Here is a 21,300-nt window from a genome sequence, read left to right as displayed (position 1 = left end):
GAACCCGGCGCCCACCCGACGCGACAGCCGGGCCACCGACCTGCCCACCTGCAGAAATGACCGCCCCCGAATGAGCCGAAAGGGCCCGTCAGCAAGCTGACGGACCCTCATGCAAGATCGAGGCTAGGTCAGGTGTGCCCATGACCTCATGACCCGCAACAGTTAGCCTCGCGCTTTCATGAAGCGGGCTGTCCGATGTGTGATCACGTAAACAGAAAGTGCCTCTGACCTGCGAGAATGAGGATTGCTGAGGTCCTTGTTCCCGCTCCAGTCGGAGGCACTTTCCAGGTGAAGCAGCCTATCGGGTCCTACCCACGTGTGCGTGTCCGGGACGACGGCCGTCAGGTCGTCTCGCAGGCCGGATCGGTTCTGCTCGTCGAGACTGTCCGCAAGAGCGGCCTTGACCAGGCAATGTCCGCCACACTCGCCCCGTGGAGCAAGGCCCGGGCCGTCCACGACCCGGGGAAGGTCCTGCTGGATGTGGCACTCGCGGTCGCGTTGGGTGGTGACTGCCTGGCCGACGTGGCCATGCTGCGGGCCGAGCCGGGAGTGTTCGGCCCGGTTGCCTCCGATCCGACGGTCTCCCGCCTGATCGACGCCCTCGCCGCTTCCGGCGAGAAGGCCCTGTCTGCGATCCGTTCCGCGCGGGCCAAAACACGTGACCGGGTCTGGCAATTGGCGGGTGACGCCGCCCCCAGCGCGGACCACACGGTGACCATCGACCTGGACGGAGTGCTGGTCATCGCGCACTCCGACAAGCAGGACGCCGCTCCGACCTGGAAGAAGACCTACGGACACCACCCGCTGATGGGGTTCGTCGACCACGGGGCCGGCGGAACCGGCGAACCCGTCGCCGCGCTGCTGCGGCCCGGCAACGCCGGCTCCAACACCGCTGCCGACCACATCACCGCCGCCCGCCAAGCGCTGTCCCAGTTGCCGAAGAGCTACCGCCGGGGACGGCAGACCCTCATCCGCACCGACTCCGCCGGCGGGACCCACGAGTTCGTCGCCTGGCTCGCCCAGCGCGGCCGGTGGCTGTCCTACTCGGTCGGCATGGCCATCACCGAACAGATCCATCAGCACGTGTTGAAGGTGCCGGCCCCGGCCTGGACGCCGGCCGTCGAGGACGGTGGTGAAGTCCGTGACGGAGCCTGGGTCGCCGAACTCGACGGTGACTGCCTGAAGGGCTGGCCGAAAGACATGCGGCTGATCGTCCGCAAGGAACGGCCCCACCCCGGCGCCCAGTTGCGGATCACCGACGCAGACGGCATGCGCTTGACCTGCTTCGCCACCAACACCAAGGGCATCCCGATCGCTGAACTCGAACTCCGGCACCGGCTGCGGGCCCGTGCAGAAGACCGCATCCGGGCCGCCCGCGCCACCGGCTTGACCAACCTCCCTCTTCACGACACCGCCCAGAACCGCATCTGGCTCGAGATCGTGCAGATCGCCCTCGACCTGCTGGCCTGGATGCCGATGCTCGCCCTGACCGGGAAGGCCCGCTGCTGGGAGCCCCGCCGCCTGCGGTTCCGTCTGTTCACCGCGGCCGGTCAGCTCGCCACCACCGGACGCCGCCGCATCCTCCGCCTCGCCCGGCACTGGCCCTGGACCAGCGTGATCACAGGCGCCCTCCAGCGGCTGGCCTTGTTGCCCAACCCCGGCTGACCAGCAGCAATCCCGTCCCTACGAACAGCACCACCCCGACCGGAGCAGTGGAACCCGGCGCCCACCCGACCCGACAATCGGGCCACCGACCTGCCCACCACCTGCCACAACACGCAAAAGGTCCGCCGACTCAGTCGGCGGACCCTCACGCAAGATCGAGGCTAGCCTCAAGTGACTGTTCGGTCCAGATCGTTTTTCCGCCAGGGATGTAGCGCGTGCCCCAGCGGTCGCACATGGCGGCGACCAATTGGAGTCCACGACCTTCCTCATCGGTGACAGCGGCATGACGCCGCCGCGGCGTGGTCTCATTGCCGTCACTCACCTCACATGTAAGGATGTTGCTCTTGAGCAACCGCAACCCGATGGGGCCCTCGGAGTGCCGGACCACATTGCCCACCAGCTCACTCACGATCAGCTCGGTGGACATGATCAGCCTTTCTAGCCCCCAGCTGGTCAGATGCTCGGCCACGAGCTTGCGCGCCAACCCTGCAGAGGCCGGGTCGTAGGGCAAGTCGTGGACGACGAGATTTTGCTCCGGGAATCGTCGCGTGCGGGCGATCAGCACGGCCGCATCGTCAGCCGCTTCCCGGGCGCCCGGCAGCTCCTGGGTGAGCGCCTCGCTCATTCCTTCGACGAGCTCGACCTCGTTCATGCCGACCGTCGCCGCATGCCGTGCGTACCCCTTTATTGCATCGGCCAGCTGCCTCGTGGCGGTGTCCGGGTCGGAATTGAGGCCGCCGATGAGCCCATCCGTGTAGAAGACCAACACGCTCCCCTCGGGAATGCAGATCTCAGCCGCCTGGTAAGGCAACTGCGCGGCACCCAGTGGAGGCCCGCTCGGCACATCCAGGAACGAGGTCCGGCCATCCGGGAGAAGCAGCGCCGGCGGCGGATGGCCGGCGCTGGCAAGACCGCACATTCCCGTTGTCGGATCGTAGATGGCGTAGATACAGGTGACGTAATGCTCGCCGCCCACTTCGAATGCCACGTCGTTGAGGTAGGCGAGCATCTCCTCAGGTGGGTGATCGAGAGTGGTGAGTGTGGAGACCGCGGTGCGCATCCGGCTCATCGTGATGGCTTCGCGTACCCCGTGCCCCATGACATCTCCGATGACGAGAGCGACTCTTCCCCCGGAGAGGGGAATGGCGTCGTACCAGTCGCCGCCCACCTCCGCGGGGTCACTCGCCGGACGGTAGCGGGCGGCCGTGGCCACGGCCGGCGCAGAGGGAAGCTGGGACGGCAGCAATGCACGCTGCAACTGGTGTGCGCGCCGATGCTCCGCGTCGTACAGCCGCGCTCGTCCCAGGGCCTGGGCGACCAGCGCAGTCAGCACGATGAGCAGGCTCTTGTTCTCCGGAGGAAAGGTCTGTGGCTCGTCGAAGGCGAGCAGTAGGCTGCCCACGCACTCGTTCTCGGCCATGAGGGGCAGCAACGCCCACGCATGGCGGCTGTCCCCAGCAGTATGTTCAGCCAACGCGGGTACCTGCTCGGCGACGGCCTCCTGACTGCTGAAGAAGCGCGGTCTCATCTGGGGGAGCAGCGTGTTGTGGTCGAGTTGACGCAGGGGCTCGATCGCGGCCGCCTCGTACCCGACCTGGCCAACCAGATGCAGCTTGTTGCTGCCCACCGTGGCGTGCACGAGTGCCCCGCTGGCGGCGAAGGGCGGCAGGATCTGTACTCCGACTGTGTCGACGACGTCGCTCGTCGTCAGAGCGCTGGCCAGTGCCTCGGTGAGCGCCGTGATCCGCCGCGCTCGTTCGGCGGCTGCGTTCTCAGCCTCCACCTCCGCGGTCACGTCCGAAACCTGGACCACCAGGTGAGGGTCCACGAAGAGCAGACGCAGGCGTTGCCAGGTGTCGCCCAACTGGACGTCGACACTTATGGGCCGGGTTTCCCGGACCGCCTGCTCGAAGTGCCTTTGCAGATGGTGCAGGCCGACGTGGGTTTCCCACAGAGCCTGCCCCACCAGTTGCCCGGGCTCGGCCCCCAGAAGGGAAGCCTGGGCGTTCGCGTAGATGACGCGCCAGTCACCAGGGAGGACGACGAGGAAGGCGTCCGGCATGTTACGGAGGATGCGCGTTACCGCTTGTTCCGTGACCCGCGTGGTGGTGGTGTCCCAACCGGTGCCGGTCATCCGAAGGGGGGTTCCGTCCTGGCCGTAGGTGGTGTGCCCGCGCAACTCGACCCAGCCGACCCGGCCGTCCGGAGAGACAACGCGGTATTCGACGGAGAGGACGGTGGCCGTATTGAGCGCGTGGTCGATCGCCGAGAGTACTCCTTGCGCGTCGTCGGGGTGCACACGCTGCAACCACGTCTCGACACGGGAGTCCCAGATCTCCGGAGTCACGCCTGCGCTGGTCCTCACCACCTCCATCGCCGCGTCATCGAACAGCAATTCTCCAGTGACCACATCCCATTCCCACGTGCCGACACGGAGCTCGGCCATAGCCTCCCGCAGTCGCGAGCCCGACCCGAGCCACCAAGGAAGTACGCCGCTACTGGAGACCCTGGCATGTTCCATGGTCTCGGACGCCACCTTGGCCACCTGCCAGAGGAACTCCTGCTGCTCGTCATCGAGCGGCCCGCTGACGAAGATCGACAGGACGCCTCCGGCAGGCAAGGCCATCGGTACCGATAGGGCCCCGCACGCCCCCGGACAGGCCGGCACCTTCGGAACCGGGGGTCCTCCTGCGGCTTCGGCGTCCTGGGGTGCCTCCATCCCGTCACCGGCCAATGTGTCCCCAGCGACGAGATTTTCGGGTGTCCAAACGGCGCGCTGCTCGCGAACAGCCCTGGCGGGAGGGTGGGGATCGTCCGGTGCCATCCGCTCCCACACGCGGGCGGCGTCGAGCGGTAGCCCGCTGATAGCTGCCAGGCGTAGCTCGCCATCCGTTCTGCGGCCCAGATGTGCGACCCCGCCCAGTCCTGCCACAGCGGTTACAGCGTGGTGCAGAACCAGCCGCAGCAGCTCCACCTCATCGAGACCTCGAGCGGTGGCCAGCGTTTCCAACCGCTTTCGATTCGCCTCGCGGTCCTGAACACCCCACAGCACGTCGGCATCGCCCCGCCACTCAACGGATAGAGATATACGGAATAAAAAATAAATCGACGTGAAGGAGAGTAATCAGACATACCCGCCCTCATCCTCCGGTAGAGACCAGCAGTGACCCGAACGGCCGCCGGTCACGGGTAAGCCCGGACGGCGATGTATCAGGTGATTGGCACCACTGATCATGGCACACACTCAGAGCGCACGGCCCTTCTTCTCCGCCTTACCCGGCCGTAAGCAGCCGATGTGCTCGACTGCTGAGAGGCTGTTGTCTTTCCGAGTCAGACGACTGCGTTTTCGCTGGTCGTGTGTCACGAACGCTGAAGGAGGCGTCGATGTAGGAGCTTCCAGAAGCGGTGCTGTGTGAGAGATGGAGGTAGGTCCTCCGGGGTCGCCCTGCAGGGGGAGGCTCCAAACCACCGCAGGCTGCGTCGGTTAGTGGGTGTCTGAGAAGCCCCGGTCAGGGCAGGTGACTTGGTAGTTCCTGCTCTTCGGGGAGGCGGGGTGGCCAGGCGGCGTGCGTATCCGACGGACCTGTCCGATGCCGAGTGGGCGGTGCTCGCACCGCTGGTACCACCGCCGAAGCCGGGTGGACGCCCGCCCAAGCATCCACGACGGGAAATCATCGACGCGCTCGCGTACTGGCTGCGGGCCGGCTGCGCCTGGCGACTGCTCCCGCACGATCTCCCGCCCTACCAGACCGTCTACCACTACTGGCGGCAGTGGCGGCTCGAGGGCCGTTGGGAGCAGATTCTCATGGTCTTACGGGCCCGGGAACGGGCAGGTCAGGGGCGTGATCCGTGCCCGAGTGCGGGAGTGGTGGACAGCCAGAGCGTCAAGGCCACCGAGCGGGGCGGCCGTCACGGGTACGACGGTGGCAAGAAAGTCCTGGGCGTCAAGCGGCACCTGCTGGTCGACACGCTCGGTCTGGTCCTGGCCGTCTGCGTCAGCCCGGCCAACGTCAGCGACCGGGACGGCGCCGCAGTGCTGCTGGCCCGCTCCGCCGCGAAGTTTCCCCGGCTCAAACACCTCTGGGCCGATCAGGGCTATCGCGGCCAGGACTTCCTGGCCCGGGTGTACGAAGAGACCGGGACCACCATCCAGATCACGCAACGCAAGGATGGCGGATTCCGCAGTACCTGGGCGAAAGCCGATGCTCCACCGCGCGAGGTGCCGATGTTCGCGGTGGTTCCGCGCCGATGGGTGATCGAGCGGAGTTTCGCCTGGTTGGGACGTTACCGGCGCCTGTCCAAGGACTACGAGTACCTGCCTGCCAGCCAGGAGAACGCGGTCTACCTGGCCACGATCATGCTCCTGTTGCACCGCACAATAAGAGCAGCCTGACCGGGGCTTCTCAGACACCCACTAACGCAGGGCGGCGGCGACAAGGCCTTCGAGGGCCTCGCGAGGCACTTCGCCGCCGCTCACCAGCCGGTCGAAGACCAGCCCGTCGATGCAGGTCAGCAGGGTGTGAGTGCGGTTCTCGACATCCGTCACGCCCTGACCGGCGAGGAACAGTCGGACGGCCTCGCGGCCGGCGTTCTCGCGGGGGACGAGGATCTCGCGCAGCTCGGGGTCGCGCACGCTCTCGACGGCGCAGGCGTAACGGGCGAGCGAGCGGCGGCGGGCCTCTCCGGTGAGTCGCTGTCGGGTGAGCAGCACCATGCCGTCCACCAGTTCCTCGGCGATGCGGATGGGCGGAAGATGCTCGGCCATCGTTTGCAGTTCCTCCTGGTCGAGCTGGACCAGGCGAGTGACGAGTCCGGTGAGCAGCGCGACCCGGGTGCGAAAGTACGCCGACGTGGTGCCGGGCGGCATGGCGGCTTTGCGGTCGACTGCCCGGTGGGTCAGGCCGCGGATCCCTTCGGCGGCGAGTACGTCGAGAGCCGCGTCCGCGAGGAGGGTGCGTCGATCCGAAGCCATGGTTCCTTTCTACACCTGTAGAGCTTCAGGTAGCCTCACCCTTCTACAGGTGTAGAAGGGTGAGGGTTCGACATGGGCAACACGGCAGTGGTGGTCGGAGGGGGCATCGGCGGGCTGGCCACCGCGATCGGCCTGCGCCGCATCGGATGGGAAGTGACGGTCGTCGAGCGCGCGTCCATGCTTGAGGACGCGGGGGCGGGCATCTCACTGGCCGCCAACGGCCTGCGGGCACTGGACGAACTCGGCGTCGGCGAGGCGGTACGGGATGCCTCACGAGGCCAGTACAGCGGCGGCACCCGCACGCCACAGGGTGGTTGGCTGGCCCGGATGGACGGCTCGGCGCTGGAGAAGACGGTGGGCACGCCGATCATGGGCATCCCCCGCTCCACCTTGCACCGGCTGCTTCGCGAGTCCCTGCCCGCCGAGGCACTGCTGATCGGCTCTGAGGCGGGCTCGGTCGAGCAGATCGGCCCCGGGACGGTTCGAATCGGCTGCGGCGGCACGGTCCTGGACGCCGATCTGGTGGTGGCGGCCGACGGCATCGGCAGCAAACTGCGCAGCCATCTCTTCCCGGCCCACCCCAGCCCGGCCTACAGCGGCTCGACAGTGCTACGCGCCATCACCGAGCAGGCGGTCGACCTGCGCACCGACTTCGAGCTGACCTGGGGCCACGGGGCCGAGTTCGGGCACATCGCCTTCCACGACGGGCGGGCCGAGTGGCACGCCGTCCTCAACCTCCCCGCCGGGACGCGGTTCGCCGACCCACTGGCCGAACTGCGCCGACGATTCCACAACTGGCACGACCCGATTCCCGCCCTGCTCGACGCGACCCGGCCCGCCGCCGTACTGCACCACGACATCAACGAACTCCGCACGCCGCTCCCCTCGTACACGATCGGCCGGATCGCGGTGCTCGGCGACGCGGCACACGCGATGACCCCCAACCTCGGACAAGGCGCCTGCCAGGCACTGGAGGATGCAGTCACCCTGGCCGCCGCGCTCACCACCGAGCCCACCGTCGAAGCCGCGCTCGCCCGCTACGACTTTGAGCGCCGGCCGCGCAGCCAGGCGGTCGCGCGGGCCGCCCGGCGGGCCGGGCGGATGGGCCAGCAGCTCTCCCACCCACTGGCCGTCACCCTGCGGAACACGGCGATGCGGCTGACACCCTCCCGTGCCGCAACACGCATGATCCTTCGGCACCACACCTGGGTCCCACCGCAGCTGAACTGATCCGATTCGCGCCCCGCCAACTCACCACCAGAAACCCTCAGGAACAAAGTCGAGCTGAGGGTCTTGCGTCACGATGGGCAGGGTGTCCGGGTGCGTGCTGATCTTGTTCCGGACGACCTGTGGAAGCGGGTGGCTCCGCTGCTGCCACCCATTCCCGAGCGGCGCCGCCGCTACCCCGGGCGACTGCGCGTTCCCGACCGAGCGGCCCTCGCCGGCGTCATGTACGTGTTGCGGACCGGTGTCGCCTGGCGCGACGTCCCGACGGAAACCGTGGGCTGCTCCGGGGTGACGGCGTGGCGCCGGCTGCGGGACTGGACCGAGGCCGGAGTCTGGCCCCGCCTGCACGCGGGGCCGCTATAGACCCATGGTTGGGAGAAGCGCGTACCCAACTTGTCACAATGCGAAAATAAGAGTGTCCAAGAGCGCAGAGAAACTTCCCGCGTCAGTGCATCGCGATGAGGCGAGCGATCTTCAGGCCAAGATGGAGCGACAGCCTATCGTCGCCCCTGGAGAGATCGACTCCGGTGATCTCTTCTACACGTTTGAGCCTGTAGTAAAGGCTCGTGCGATGGATCCGCAACTGCTCGGAGGTCCGCTTGATATTTCCAGCGTTGTCGAAGAACGCCTCCAAGGTGAAGACAAGGTCGTCCTCGCCCGGACGCGGGCGTTCGAAGAGTGCTCGCAGACCCGGGTGCAAGCTGTCGGCGAGCCTATCCGGCGGCAGCTCCGCTAGCATGCTGTACACCCCGAGCTCGCTGTAACGCACGACGAAACCGAGAACTCGGACCACACTCGCGACCTCAGCCGCGCGACGTGCGTCAGCGTACGAGGCATGAACGTCTTCGAGCCGGGTGCGGGGTTCGCCGATGCCAATCCAGCAGCAGGTGTGACTGTCCGCTTCTGCCAATACTCTTTCGCGGATCCCTGTGCCCAGTTCGGCCAAGGCTCCACGTTTGGTCGGATGGTCGTCCGTCAGCAGCAGGATGGCGTGATCCGGGCGTTCGAGGGTCAGAGCGCGCCGCTGTTCGCGTCGGCTTCGGCCGAATTCGACTCCGGCCGTCAGCGCGAGTCGGTCCTGTTCGGTGAGAGGCGAGTTGCCGCGGGTCAACGTGACGACGAGAGCGGCACTGGCGCGGTGGGAGAAAAGATTCTCCGCGACGAGCTGTTCGGCGGCTTGCGCGCGGACCTCGGCCTGATCGGCGAGGAGGTCGCGCGTGAGCTCACGTTCGCGTCCACGGCTGAGCTCGCCGAGCAGATATTCACGATGGATGATCAGGCCGACGGTTTCGGCTGCCCGGCGCACGGCGGACGCCTGGAGATCGTCGACGGCGCCTTCCGAGGTCAGGAGCCACATGAAACCCAGCAGCGCTCCCCTGTATTTCACCGGTACGCCGATTCTGGCTATTTCTATGCCCAAGTCCGGGCGGGCGGGAATGGTAAAGAAATTATCAGTTCCCCTCGCTCCTTTCTCGCGTACGTAGTCCACGACACTTCGGGAAACCTTGCGCTTGAGAATGGACGTGGTACGAGCCGGATCAACCTCCCCTGCATGAGAGCTGTACGCCAGAAGGCGCAGATCTGTATCATCGAGGGCAATTGACCTGCTCAGGCGCTGGCCGAGATCCTCGACCAGCCGCTGTAGCTCAGCCATCTCGAACACCACATTTCCAGAGCATGGCCACGGGCATCGAGCCGAATCACCAGGACATGAACACCGTGCGCCGCAGGTACGAGGAATTGTACCCGTATCAGTAGCCGGCGTGATGTGGGCTGAGTGGTCACCTCTCGGATGCTGGGAGCTCCCGGGTCACCCGCGCCTCCAGTGCGGTGAGTGGCATCGCCCCGCCGTCGAGGACGATCTCGTGGAAGTCCCGTATCCGGAAGCGTCGGCCCAGGCGCTCTTCAGAGCTCCTGCGCAGCCGCGCGATGGTGAGCGAACCCGCACGGTAGCCCAGTGCCTGCGCGGGTACGTCCGTGGCGTAGCGCAGCAACTCTGACCGGAGTTGCGCATCGGACTCGTGAGTGTTGCGCCGCATGAAATCGAGGGCCTGGTCCGGGGTCCACCATCCGCAGTTGAGCGCCGTGTCGACTGCCAGCCTGGCCGCCGTGAACCTCTCTTGCGACAGTCTTCCGTAGGCGTCCCATGGGTCCGCGTACAGACCCATCTCCCAGCCGAGATCACTCGCGTATTCAGCCCAGCCCTCGATGAAGGCGCCGAAATGCATCGTGTGCCTTCTGAAGTCCGCCAGTGAACCATTCTCGGACTGCCGCGCGAGATGGAAATGGTGCCCTGGTGCCAGTTCGTGGTATATCAAGGCGGCAGCGGTGACCAGCGGCCGGTCGGCGAGCCCTGATCCGTTATACCGATAACGCCCTACCGGCATGTCCTCGGTCGGCCGTTCGTAGTAGCCGTAGGTCAGCCCGGCTTCCAGGTTCTCCGCCAGCCGTGCCACTCCGTACGGCGCCTTGGGTAGCACACCGAAGTAGTCCCCGATCCGTGGCTCCAGGCGAGCCATGCAGTTCAGGTAGCGCTCCTCGACCTCGTCGGGGGTGGTCGCGTAGAGGTCGCCGCGTGTCTTGAGGAAGTTCTTGAATGATGTCTCCTCACCACTGAACCCAAGGACCTCTCGTACGTCGCGTATGCGTTCCCCGAGCCGCTGACATTCCTCCAGACCGAGACGGTGCAGTTGTTCCGGGGTGGTGTCCAGACTTGTGTCCCGCCAGACCATGAAGCGGTAGGCCGCCTCCCCACCGGGGTACGCTCCCAGGCCGACGCGCGCGGGCGCTGCGGCTTTGTAGTCGGTGGAGCCGAGGGTGGCCAGCATCCGCTCGATGGACGGGAGTACCTCGGTGCCGAGGGCCTTCGCGATGCCATCGGTGAGACGCCCCGACTCAGCCGCCCCCAACGCGGTCAGTCGGGCACCGTCAACCCGCAGCGTCTCTTCGGCGGTGCGCCGGAGCCCGCGGAATGTCGCATCCGCTGCCTGGAGCGCGGGACTGGCGATCACTACGCCTCGGTGTGCCTGTTCGCGGACGGTCGCGGCCAGAGCGTCGAAGCAGCGGGCGTATTGGTACACGAGATCGAGATAGCGATCCACGTCTGCGGCGGTGCTGAACCGATGAGGTAGAAAGACCGTGCTGTGGTAGCGCGAAAGTCCCAGGATCTGGTATGGCGTAGCTGACGGTGTCGGCCAGAAGTGGCGAGCCTCGCCGTCGCCCGCATCGGCGAGGAACCGTAGAATGCGGAGTGTGTCCGCGTCGGAACCGCTGAGCAGGTCTGGGTCCAGGTCTGCCAACCGGCTGACGATTCCCCGTGTGTCGGTCGCCCGTCGGGCCACTTCTGTGTGGCTCCGTGTCGGCAGCCGTTCGACGGGCAGTCCGGCGCGTGTCCGCAACTCCGGATCGAAGTCGAGTAGGAGCTTCCAGTAATCCTCGGCGGCATCGGCGATCCGCCGCGCTGGAGTCGCTTGCGTGTTCACCGTGACCACATCAACCCATCACTGTGCTGGACGAGAGTTTGTTGACGGAGCGCTTGCGTGAGAACGCGCCGAGGTTTATCACGTGCTCTGTGTACTCGCAAGGATAGCCAAGAGGCTCGACATCGTGGTTCCGCCCTGATTTCCCGCCACTGATGAGAGCGGCCATGAAGCGACCGGCCAGGGGGGCGTTCTTGAATTGATTTCCACTCGTACCCATTGCGACGTAATACCCGTCCAGGGCGGTGCGATCGTAAATGGGCGTCCAATCCTCCGCGACATCGTATACCCCTGCGACGCCCTGCGGTGTGTTGGGGACTGTCAGGCCGGGGATGCGTCTCGCGGCCCGAGTGACCTGTGCCTGGAAGCGTCGCGAGGTCGGACGAGGATCGGCCTGGTCGGGGTCGTCAATCCATTCGAGCGGGTCGCACTCGGGCTCGGTACCGCCGACAAGGAGATGGCGGCCTGCGGCTGCACGCATATATGTGCCGAGGTCCAGATCGCCGATCGTCGGTCCGGGCAGGGCCTGCGAGCCGTACGCGGCAGGGGCCGCGACCTGGTGCACCTCCTGACGCATCGGGCGCACGCTCACGCTGAAATCGCCCCCCACCCCGGCCAGGTCGTTCAACGCACCGGACCACGGCCCGGCGGCATTCACGACGACAGGCGCGGCAAGCCGTGTGCCGTCCTCCAGGGTGACGCCGAGCACCTTCTGAGAATTCCGGTCGACCTGGATGACGGTCTGCCTGAACAGGAATGTGCAGCCCAGATTCTGCGCGGCGGCGGCCAGGTTATGCGCTGCCAGTTGCGGGTCGTCGACGAAGCCCCCATCGGGCGTGTACAGAGCGCCCAGTTCTCCGGTGGCCTCCTCGAAGAACCTTTCGTCGTCGAGGGATTTCGGCGGCCAGTACGCGCCCACGTCGACGGCGGGGACACGGGTTCGGAGAGTCTCGGCATCCCATATCTCGTAGGGGACACCGATCCGGTCGAAGTGATCGGTCATCCGTCGGGTCGGCACGACCGGCGCGTCGAGTGTCACCACACCAGTACGTATGTAGGACGCCATACCGGATTCGTCACGGTGACCGAGGTACTCGGTCCAGCCCTCCCAGTAGTGTTTCGACTCCCATGCCGTCGCGACGCTGTCCCAGGTGGAGAAGGTGAAACGGATGACAGCACTTGATGCGCTGGTCGACCCGAATCCCACGCCTCCGGTCTTGTCCACGACGGTGACGCGTAGCCCCAGTTTTGACAGTTCGAACGCCGTGGCGGAGCCGATGACGCCGGCACCTACGATGATCACGTCAGCTGTGACATTTGCCATGACAACTCCAGTCAGTGCGGATGAGGCGGGACGGGGTTCACTTTGTGCCGCTCAGGAACGCTGCCGGGGAAATCCGGACTGCCCGAGCGAAGCCGCATCGGTGAGGGAGCGCAGGGCGAGTTCGCTGAGAAAGGAGGCGCCATCGGGAAGGACGGTTTCGTCGAACACCACGTGCGGCGAGTGGTTGTCGGGAGCGTTCTGCCAGTCCTCCGTGTCCGACGCGCCCAGGAAGAACATGCCGCCCGGAACGGCCTGCAGAATCCGCGAGAAGTCCTCAGCGCCCGCGACCGGAGTGGTCATGGTCTCGCGGCGGCTGCTCCCGAACATGTCGTCAATGACGTCCGCGGCGAACGCGACTGCGGAGGGGTCGTTGAGAGTTACCGGATAGAGCCGCTCGAACTCCACCTCCGCCTCCAGCCGGTGTGCGGTGGCGACACCGTGGCACACGCGTCTGCAATCCGCTTCCAGCTGATCGAGCACCTCGTCGCTGAAGCATCGGACGGTCGCCGAAAAGCAGGCCTGCGGCGGAATGATGTTCGTCATGGTTCCCGCATGGAACTCGCCCACGTTGAGTACCGCCGGCTCGAAGGCCGATGTGGTCCTTGAGACCAGTGCGTGCAGAGCGCTCACCATCTCCGCTGCGGCAGAGATCGGGTTCCTCGCCCGGTGGGGAGCGGAGCCGTGCCCACCGACGCCGTGGACGGTGACCCGCAGTTCATTGCTGGCGGCCAGCATCGGACCCGCTCTGCCTGCGATCACCCGGCGCGGCAGCATTCCCGACATGACATGGAGAGCCCACGCGGCATCCGGGCGCCGCCCCGCAGCATCCAGCACTCCCTCCTCGATCATCACAGCCGCTCCGTCGAAGCCCTCCTCGCCCGGCTGGAACATGAAGACGACATCGCCGGGAAGCCTCTCGCGCTGCCCCGCCAAGGTCGCTGCCGCGCCAATCAGCATGGCGGTGTGGAGATCGTGGCCACAGGCATGCATGGCACCGTCGTGCCGGGATCGGAACTCCACATCGACTGCTTCCCGGATCGGAAGTCCGTCCATGTCTCCGCGGAGCAGAACGCATCGCCGTTCGGCATCGGCGACATCTGCGTCGCCTCGCAGCACGCCGACCACTGATGAGCAGTTGACGCCTGTGGCGATGTCGAGGCCGAGGCCCGAGAGCGCCTCGAGTACGAGTGCCTGGGTGCGCGGCAAGTGCAGGCCCACTTCGGGGACTTGGTGCAGAGCACGACGTATGTCCGTCAGATAGCCGGTGTCTGGTGCGCGGTCGCTGGGGTGGCTCACTGTGCCTCCTTACGTTGCTGGCGGGTTGATTCCGGAAGCTCCTATCGATCGTCAAGTACTCAGTAGGAGATGGTGCGGTGGGATGTTCGTGCTGGTCAGGTACTTGTAGACCTCGCGCGCAATGAAGCGTTTGAGGCAGCGGAAGATGTCCTTCTTTGACGTGCCTTCGGCCGTGCGTCGCGCGACATAGAGCCGTGTGCGGGGGTCGTAGCGCATCCGCACGAGGCGATCGTGCGGAGAGCGTGGTTGGCCTGGCGGCCGCCGCCGCGGTTGAGACGGTGGCGGTTGGTCCGTCCCGAACTGGCGGAGATCGGGGACGCTCCGCAGAGGTGGGCGACGGAGGCTTCGGACTTCAGCCGGTCGGGATTGTCGCCGGCGGTGATCAGGAGCTGAGCAGCCGTCTCGGTGCCGACACCGACCAGCTCGACCAGGCCAGGGGCCGCCTGCGCGATCAGCGGTTCGAGTTCGGCGTCGGCCTCGGCTATCTCCTCGGTGAGGTGCTGATAACGGCGGGCAAGACGCCGCAGCGCGGTCCGGACCGCGCAGATCGGGTCGGCGAGGTCGGCGCCGAGGCGGGAGCGGGCAAGCTGCGCGATCAGATGGTAGATGGGCAGGCGGCGCAGGCGTTCGCGTACCTCTGCGGGGGCGGAGACGATGAGGGTGCGGATCTGGTTGATCGTCTGGGTGCGGGACTTGATGGCCAAGTGGCGGACTACCCGAAGGGACCGGATGGCCTCGACAATGCCGTCGCGGGTCTTCGGCCGGCCGTTCGCTCGACCGGACAGGACGGCGGTCGCGGGCGCGTAGGCGTCGACAGAGTCGGAATTGCCGTTGGCCCGCCGGGCCTTGCGGTCGGGGCGGTCCATGTCCACGACGGTGACCTCGTTCGTGCGCAGGAACCGGGCGAGTTCGGAGCCGTAGGCGCCGGTCCCCTCAACTCCGACGGCGCGGACCTCGCCGTGCGCACGAAGCCACTCCAGCAGACGGTGGTAACCGTCGGGCGTGGTGGGGAACGCTGCCGTGGCCAGGTGGCGGCCAAGCTGGCGAGGGAGGTGATGGCCCTTGATGAGGAGATCGCCGAGACCGACGCCCTGATCGAGGGGCGGTTTCGCGACCACCTCTACGCCGAAGCAATCCTGAGCATGCCCGGCCTGGGCCCCGTTCCCGGGGCCGAGCTCATCGCTCACACCGGCGGCGACCTGAACGTCTTCGGAAGCCCTGACCGTCTCGCTGGTGTCGCGGGCCTCGCACCCGTGCCCAAGGACTCCGGGCGTGTCAGCGGCAACTTGCGCAGACCTCGGCGCTACTGGCGGCGCCTCCTGCGTGTCGTCTACATGCCCTCGCTGGTCGCGATCCGGTGCCGCCCCATGTCCAAGGCGTTCTACGACCCGAAGAGAGCGGAGAAGAAGAGCCACAGGCAGGCCGTCATCGCCCTTGCACGTCGCCGGGTCAACGTCCTGTGGGCCCTCATACGCGACGGCCGGACCTTCGAGATCAGCCCGCCACCTGTCGTACTGGGGTGAAACACTCACGGATTGTCACCACCCCGGCTTGGCAACTTCATTGGGAATCCTCTCGGTGCTGGGGAGGAAGGCGAAATGGGCGGGGGAAAGTGCATCCGGACATAGAGGTCCGGCCCCCGATCAAGCGGGCGGCGGCGTACGTGGGCTGCGGTCAGCGCTCAGCGAGCCAGTCGGGGCTTCCCGTGGGTACCGCGGCGATCAGGCGCTGGGTGTACTCGTGCTGGGGGTGGTCGATCACCTCTGCGGTGAGCCCACGCTCGACGACCTCCCCGCGGTGAAGGACGACAAGTTCGTCCGTCATCTGGCGGGCAACGGTGAGGTCATGGGTGATAAGCAGCAGGCTGACCCCGGATGTTTGAACATCGCGCAGGACCTGCAGCACCTGGGCTTGGACCGAGAAGTCAAGAGCGGCCACGGGTTCGTCGCAGACAAGGACGCGCGGGCGCATCGCCAGCGCACGGGCGACTGCGATGCGTTGGCGTTGACCACCCGACAGAGTCGGTGGCCGGCGGTCGAGAAGGCTGGCCGGGAGGCCGACCTGCGCCAGGAGCCGGCTGGCCTCCGACTTCACTTCCTTAGCGGCGACTCTGCCATCCGTTCTGAGCCGGATGGCTTCGCCGAGGATGTAGCCGACGCGGTGGGAGGGGTTCAGGGAGGAGTAGGGATCCTGGAAGACGCACTGGATCAGCTCCCTGGCCCGGGCGGACCGTTGGCGGCTGCGGGGACCGGGCAGGTCCAGTCGTATGGAGTCGGCCTCGATGGTGCCGGACGTCGGCGTTTCCAGGCCCAGCAGGCACCGTGCGAGTGTGGTCTTGCCCGACCCGGACTCTCCGATCACGCCAACGCTCCTGCCGTGCCGGAGGTCCATGTCGATGCCCTGGAGCGCCCACACCTCCCTTCCGTGACTGGGGGTGAAGGTTTTCTTCAGCCCGCGGACCCGTAGCAACGCGGAGGAATCGGGCATCGTGAGGGCCTCGGCGGCCGAGTCGCCCGTCGCCGGACTGCTCCGTTCAGAGGGATCGACCGTCGAGTGTTCGGTCACTTCGGCCGTCGCTCCACGCGACAGCAGCTCTTGCCGCCGGTGGTGCAGCGGCAGTTCGGCGGCGAGCAGTTGCTTCGTGTACTCGGTCTGGGGGTTTTCGATCAATTCTTGAGGCTCGCCCTGTTCCACCAGCTCACCGTCGGAGATCACGAGGACTCGGTCGCTCATCGCGAACGCCACCTGCAAGTCGTGGGTGATCAGCAGCAGCCCCATACCGTGAGATCGCTGGATGCGCCGAAGCAGACGCAGCACCTCCCGCTGGGTGGTGGCATCCAGTGCGGTGGTCGGCTCGTCGGCGATCAGGAGAACCGGCTCCTTGGCAATGGCCGCGGCCAGACCTACTCGCTGGCGCATCCCGCCCGACAGCTCCCACGGGTACGCCCTTGCCGCACCGGCCATGGCGATGCCCACTTCCGCCAGTCGCCGGTCGATCTCTTCCGTCACCTGTGCACGGGATCGCCGTGGTGTTCCCGCTGGGGATGCCGGCAGTGTCTCCCCCAGCACAGTCCTCACCCGGATCAGCGGGTTGAGCATTGTGAAGGGGTCCTGGAGCAACAAGCTCACGCCGCTGCCTCGCAGTCGCCGTAGCTTCCGTTGTCCTGCGGTGATCAGGTCGGTGTCCAGCAGCCTGGCCGAACCGGAGCAGCTGAGCCCGGTGGGAACCAAGTCCATTAGCGCCTTCGCCGTCAGTGACTTGCCGGACCCCGACTCTCCGACCAGCGCCACGGTCTCGCCGCGCCCGACCGCGAAGCTGACGCCCTTCACCAGCGGCCGCCCGGATCGGGCGTTGACCACTCGCAAGTCCTTCACCGTCAGCAAGTCCTCCGGGCCGTCACCTGGCCAGGCGCTCGCGTCCGCCGGATGCGGCCGGCAGGCACGAGAGGGCCGCTGTTGGACCTTTGCGGCGCCGTCGGACCCGGTGCCAAGGGGCTCCTCAGAGGCGCGAACTATGGCGGCGCTCGCGACCTTGTCGTCGGTCGGCGACGCTCCGCGCGCCTCTCCTCCGCCTTGTGCTCGCAGAAGCCAGGCCCCGTGCCTTCTGCCACGGATGAGCACCGTCAGCAGCCCCCTAGTCGCGGACATTCTTGCCCTCCTCAAGACGGGAGTAGGCCCAGTCGCCCAGGACGGTCATGGAAAAGGCCGCGACGATCAGCAGCACCGCCGGTGCGACGGCGGCTGAGGGGTTCTGCTCCAGGAGTCCGCGGTTCTCAACCAGCATCTTCCCCCAGTCCGGGGTCCCAGGCGGCGAACCGAGCCCCAAGAAGGACAGAGACGACAGAGCGATCAGCGATCCGACGAAGTCGAGCAGCAGGGAGGCGACCACAGTGGCGGAGATGTTAGGCAGGATGTGCACGAACATCAGTCTTCGGTTGGTGACACCCACCGTGCGTGCTGCCTCGATGTAGGGCAGCGTGCGCTGTGCGAGTACCGCGGAACGGATGACCCGGGTGCCGCTCGGCGCGGTGAGGACGATCAGCATGACGACGGCAAGCCAGTAACCGCCTGTGAACAGCCCGACCGTCACGATGACGACCAGCAGTGCGGGTAGGGCGAGCACCATGTCGGCGGCCCGCATGATGACCGCCTCGATCCAGCCGCCCCGGAAGCCCGCGAGCAGGCCGAGGACCACCGCGGCCGCCGTCGCGCACAGGGCGACTATGCAGGGTCCCTCCAGTGCGGGGCGAGCCCCCACCAGCACGCGGGACAGGATGTCGCGGCCGAAGCTGTCCGTGCCCAGCAGGTGAGCGCTACCCGGCGGCAGTCCCGACTCGGAGAGGTTCTGCCGGGCGGGGTCCGTGGGCGCCAGCCGGCGTCCGAGGAGGGCGGCCATCGCGAGTGCTGCAAGGCAGCACAGTGACAGCAGGACGAGTGCGGTCGGTCGCTCGCTTCGTATCCGCCGGGGACCTGCCGACGGCTTGGGTGCAAGAAACTGCAGGCTCATGCGAAAGCCTTCCTGCGTAGCCGAGGATCGAGGATCACACACACCATGTCGGTCAACAGGTTGGAGAGCAGCACGAAGAGTGCCGCCAGCAGAGCAAGGCACTGGACCATGGGGACGTCCTTCGTGCCGATCGCGCTCACGAGCAACGAAGCGATGCCCTGCAATGCGAACGTTTGCTCGACTATTACCGTGCCGGTCAGAAAGTAGGCGAGCACCAGACCGAGTGACGTCACCACCGGGAGTGAGCTGTTGCGCAGGAGATAGCGCCCCACCACCTGGTGCCAGGACAGTCCGCGGACCCGCGCGAACATCATGAAGTCCTGATCGTTGGTCTTGAGAGCCGTGGCTCTCGTCTGCCGGGCGATCACGGCGATGACCGTCAGGGCCAAGGTCGCCGCCGGCAGGCTCAGATGCCACAGCCTGTCGACGAAACCGTCTCCCGCGCCGTACATGGGGAACCAGCGGAGGATGACACCGAAGACGTAAAGGGCTCCGATGCCGACGGCGAAGGCGGGGGCGCTGAAACCGACGGTGATCACCAGTGTGATGAGGCGGTCCGTGAACGTGCCCACCCGGGTGCCGGCGATCAGTCCGAGTGGCACCGCGATCAGCACGACCAGCGCCAGCGCGAAAGCCGTGAGGAAGATCGTGACCGGGAGCCTCTCGCTTATCGCGCTCGTCACCGTCTGACCAGTCTGGATCGACCTGCCGAAGTCGAAATGCGCCGCGTCCCTCAGCCATAGTCCATACTGGTTCACCAGGGGCTCATTGAGATGGTATTTTTCCCGGATTGCCGCGAGCGCCGCAGGGCTTGTGCCCGCTTGTGTGCCCAGCAGAATCTGCTCCGGCTTGCCGGGCGTCAGGTAGAGCACACTGAAGATCACGATCGAGAGCGCCAGAAGCTGGACTGCTGCCGTCAGCAATCGCAGTACCGTCCATCTCAAGAATTTCACCACGCCTCCACAACGCTACCGGGCCAGTTTGACGAACTGCACCCACGAGTCGCCGAAGAGGGTGTTTCCGGTCATGTCTGTAGCGAACACATACTTCTTGTTCAGGGCGAAACTCACATTGCCGTAGGTGATCGGGATCACGGGGAGGTCGGCGGAGAGCTGCCGGACCACTCTTCGGGCGATCTTCGATTGCTGTGCCGAGGTGGCGGCCTTGTACTCGGCCAAGTCGGCGAGTACGTCTTTCGGGGCGTAGGCGGTGAAGCCGGCGTCTTCTCCCGTGACCAGAGACCCGACGAGGGAAAGCGGATCTGGCGAGAGCGGGCCCAGCCCGGCGATGGACATCGGATCGTGTGACTTTCCACGGACCCGGCCGGCGTACGTGGCGAAAGGCACCTCTTTGATTTTGATGTGTACGCCCAAATCCTTCACGTTCTCCTGTAGTGTCTGCAGGATTAGATTGTTGCTGTTAAACCCCTGGCTGGGCACCAGAACGGTGATGGAGAACCCATCAGGCGTGGCCGACTTGGCGAGCTCCGACTTCGCTCTCTTCAGATCGAGAGGAAACTCCGGAAGGGTCCCGAAGAACTTCTTCACAGCAGCGGCGCTGTCCGTCTTCTGCCAGTTGAAGGGACTGGAGACGCTGTAAGCAGGATCCGCGTGGCCGTGCTCGATGGTCTTGATGATCCCGGGGCGATCCAGCGCGTAGGCAATGGCGCGCCGTGCGTGCACATCGTCGAAGGGTGGCCGGGTGGTGTCCAATATGAGCATGTCCACCTGCCCGGAAGGCCCGTACAAGACGCGCGCCCCAGACATTTTGTCCCAGGCCGCCCGGTTGTTCTCGGGAACACTGAAGGTTCCGTCCACTTCACCGGACTCCACAGCCAGTCGCAGAGTGTCGGGGTCGGATATGACTTTCACGTTGATTGACTCGACGGTCGGCTTCCTTCCCCAGTAGCCGTCGAAGCGCCTCATGGTCGCCCCGGTGGCCGAGGAGAACTTCTTGATCTGGTAGGGCCCGGTACCCATGACCAGTCCGGACGGCCCACCGAAGTCGGCACCCGCAGCGAGTGCGTGCGCCTTCTGATAGATGGGCGGATACCGGAGGACGTAAAGGAACGTTTTGTCTGGCTTCTTCAAGCGTACAGTGATTTTGCCGGAGGTCGACGCGTGCACCGATTTGACGTTCTGCCAGTTGACTGCGAATTCCGAGGCCACCTTCGGGTCACCAGCCCGGTTGAGCGACCAGACGACGTCCTCCGCGGTGAGCGTCTTCCCGTCCCAGAACTTCACGCCTGTCCGCAGAGTGAAAACGATCGTGCTGGGATCCGGCTGTGCCCAGGAAGTCGCAAGCTTCGGGATCAGCTTGCCGCTGGAGTCGCACGTGATGAGCGGCTCGGCGAGCTCGCTGTACACCACCCACGAATACCCGTCGAAGGCGTGGTTGAAGTCCAGGCTCCGCGGTGGCGAATCCACCGCCCAGTTCAGCTTGGCGATGGGCTTGTCGGTCCCCTTCGCACCCGCCTTCGGATCCCCGTGCTTATCCCCTCGGGAACCTCCCGGGGCACACCCGGACAGTAGACCGGGTGCGGTCAGCATCACTCCGCCGACACCGATCAGGTGCAGGGCAGTCCGGCGAGAAGGGGCCTGGCCGGACGTGGTCGGCTCCGGTGCGGCGCCCGAGGCTGGGCTGTTCGTTGTCTGTTGACGCTTCTCCATGGCATCCTCCATGGTCCGAGCCGGCGGAGGCCGACATTCCGCGTTGGTGTATCGATTTTGCTCACTTGGCCCGCGCCGGGCAATCGCCAAGTGTTGAGTAGTTCGGGCACGCGTTTCGACAAACGTAGGGGCGCCTTTGATTGGAGCCGTCACGAGGCCGG

The 21,300-nt window shown here is 66.2% G+C and carries 14 protein-coding genes and 2 pseudogenes; 5 read left to right on the top strand and 11 right to left on the bottom strand.

The window, feature by feature from the left end:
• The first annotated feature begins 288 nt into the window (after positions 1-288).
• Positions 289-1,665 carry an IS1380 family transposase gene (locus ITI46_RS12420; protein WP_209239555.1) on the top strand — a complete coding sequence of 459 codons (1,377 nt, stop codon included), beginning with the start codon at positions 289-291 and terminating at the stop codon, positions 1,663-1,665.
• Between the two features lie 145 nt (positions 1,666-1,810).
• Here ITI46_RS12420 and ITI46_RS12415 read toward each other — a convergent pair whose 3' ends face one another.
• Entirely contained in the window at positions 1,811-4,717 is a 2,907-nt protein-coding gene (locus ITI46_RS12415) for a SpoIIE family protein phosphatase (protein WP_209239554.1), read from the bottom strand.
• 501 nt (positions 4,718-5,218) lie between these two features.
• Here ITI46_RS12415 and ITI46_RS12410 point away from each other — a divergent pair.
• Positions 5,219-6,058 carry an IS5 family transposase gene (locus ITI46_RS12410; protein ID WP_209239553.1) on the top strand — a complete coding sequence of 280 codons (840 nt, stop codon included), beginning with the start codon at positions 5,219-5,221 and terminating at the stop codon, positions 6,056-6,058.
• 21 nt (positions 6,059-6,079) lie between these two features.
• Here the strand turns inward: ITI46_RS12410 and ITI46_RS12405 are convergent, their stop codons facing one another.
• Complete coding sequence (locus ITI46_RS12405; RefSeq protein WP_209239552.1) at positions 6,080-6,637, bottom strand: TetR/AcrR family transcriptional regulator; 558 nt, start codon at positions 6,635-6,637, stop codon at positions 6,080-6,082.
• A gap of 72 nt (positions 6,638-6,709) precedes the next feature.
• Here ITI46_RS12405 and ITI46_RS12400 point away from each other — a divergent pair, with 72 nt between their 5' ends.
• Both ITI46_RS12400 and ITI46_RS12395 read left to right on the top strand, forming a co-directional pair.
• Positions 6,710-7,867 (top strand): FAD-dependent monooxygenase, encoded by a 1,158-nt coding sequence (locus tag ITI46_RS12400; protein ID WP_209239551.1) that lies wholly within the window; start codon positions 6,710-6,712, stop codon positions 7,865-7,867.
• Between the two features lie 90 nt (positions 7,868-7,957).
• Positions 7,958-8,212 (top strand): annotated as a pseudogene (locus tag ITI46_RS12395) (transposase); the annotation flags it as partial.
• A gap of 97 nt (positions 8,213-8,309) precedes the next feature.
• On the opposite strand, the gene ITI46_RS12390 reads toward ITI46_RS12395, so the two are convergent.
• From ITI46_RS12390 to ITI46_RS12370, 5 genes are all read right to left on the bottom strand, one after another.
• Positions 8,310-9,530 (bottom strand): PucR family transcriptional regulator, encoded by a 1,221-nt coding sequence (locus ITI46_RS12390; RefSeq protein WP_209239550.1) that lies wholly within the window; start codon positions 9,528-9,530, stop codon positions 8,310-8,312.
• Positions 9,531-9,645: 115 nt separating this feature from the next.
• Positions 9,646-11,346 carry a DUF885 domain-containing protein gene (locus ITI46_RS12385; RefSeq protein ID WP_209239549.1) on the bottom strand — a complete coding sequence of 567 codons (1,701 nt, stop codon included), beginning with the start codon at positions 11,344-11,346 and terminating at the stop codon, positions 9,646-9,648.
• A gap of 10 nt (positions 11,347-11,356) precedes the next feature.
• Positions 11,357-12,667 (bottom strand): NAD(P)/FAD-dependent oxidoreductase, encoded by a 1,311-nt coding sequence (locus ITI46_RS12380; RefSeq protein WP_209239548.1) that lies wholly within the window; start codon positions 12,665-12,667, stop codon positions 11,357-11,359.
• Positions 12,668-12,718: 51 nt separating this feature from the next.
• Complete coding sequence (locus ITI46_RS12375; protein ID WP_209239547.1) at positions 12,719-13,963, bottom strand: M20 metallopeptidase family protein; 1,245 nt, start codon at positions 13,961-13,963, stop codon at positions 12,719-12,721.
• A gap of 95 nt (positions 13,964-14,058) precedes the next feature.
• The gene (locus ITI46_RS12370; RefSeq protein ID WP_307808148.1) at positions 14,059-15,081 is read right to left on the bottom strand and encodes an IS110 family transposase; all 1,023 of its coding nucleotides are present in this window, start codon (positions 15,079-15,081) and stop codon (positions 14,059-14,061) included.
• On the opposite strand from ITI46_RS12370, the pseudogene ITI46_RS12365 reads away from it, so the two are divergent.
• A pseudogene (locus tag ITI46_RS12365) lies at positions 14,992-15,486 on the top strand (transposase); the annotation flags it as partial. The gene ITI46_RS12370 and the pseudogene ITI46_RS12365 overlap by 90 nt on opposite strands.
• Positions 15,487-15,637: 151 nt before the next feature.
• Here ITI46_RS12365 and ITI46_RS12360 read toward each other — a convergent pair.
• The 4 genes from ITI46_RS12360 to ITI46_RS12345 form a co-directional block, all read right to left on the bottom strand.
• Complete coding sequence (locus tag ITI46_RS12360; RefSeq protein WP_307808149.1) at positions 15,638-17,338, bottom strand: ATP-binding cassette domain-containing protein; 1,701 nt, start codon at positions 17,336-17,338, stop codon at positions 15,638-15,640.
• A 259-nt stretch (positions 17,339-17,597) separates the two neighbouring features.
• Complete coding sequence (locus ITI46_RS12355) at positions 17,598-18,470, bottom strand: ABC transporter permease (protein WP_209239544.1); 873 nt, start codon at positions 18,468-18,470, stop codon at positions 17,598-17,600.
• The gene (locus ITI46_RS12350) at positions 18,467-19,423 is read right to left on the bottom strand and encodes an ABC transporter permease (protein ID WP_307808147.1); all 957 of its coding nucleotides are present in this window, start codon (positions 19,421-19,423) and stop codon (positions 18,467-18,469) included. Before ITI46_RS12350 ends, ITI46_RS12355 begins: the two co-directional genes overlap by 4 nt.
• Before the next feature lie 15 nt (positions 19,424-19,438).
• A complete protein-coding gene (locus ITI46_RS12345; protein ID WP_209239543.1) occupies positions 19,439-21,139 on the bottom strand; it encodes an ABC transporter substrate-binding protein in 1,701 nt (566 codons plus the stop codon).
• Positions 21,140-21,300 lie beyond the last annotated feature (161 nt).

It is taken from the genome of Streptomyces oryzae (assembly GCF_017676365.1).
GTDB lineage: Bacteria > Actinomycetota > Actinomycetes > Streptomycetales > Streptomycetaceae > Streptomyces > Streptomyces oryzae.
Note: the sequence above shows the minus strand (reverse complement) of the source record. Positions and strands in the feature narration are given on the sequence as shown.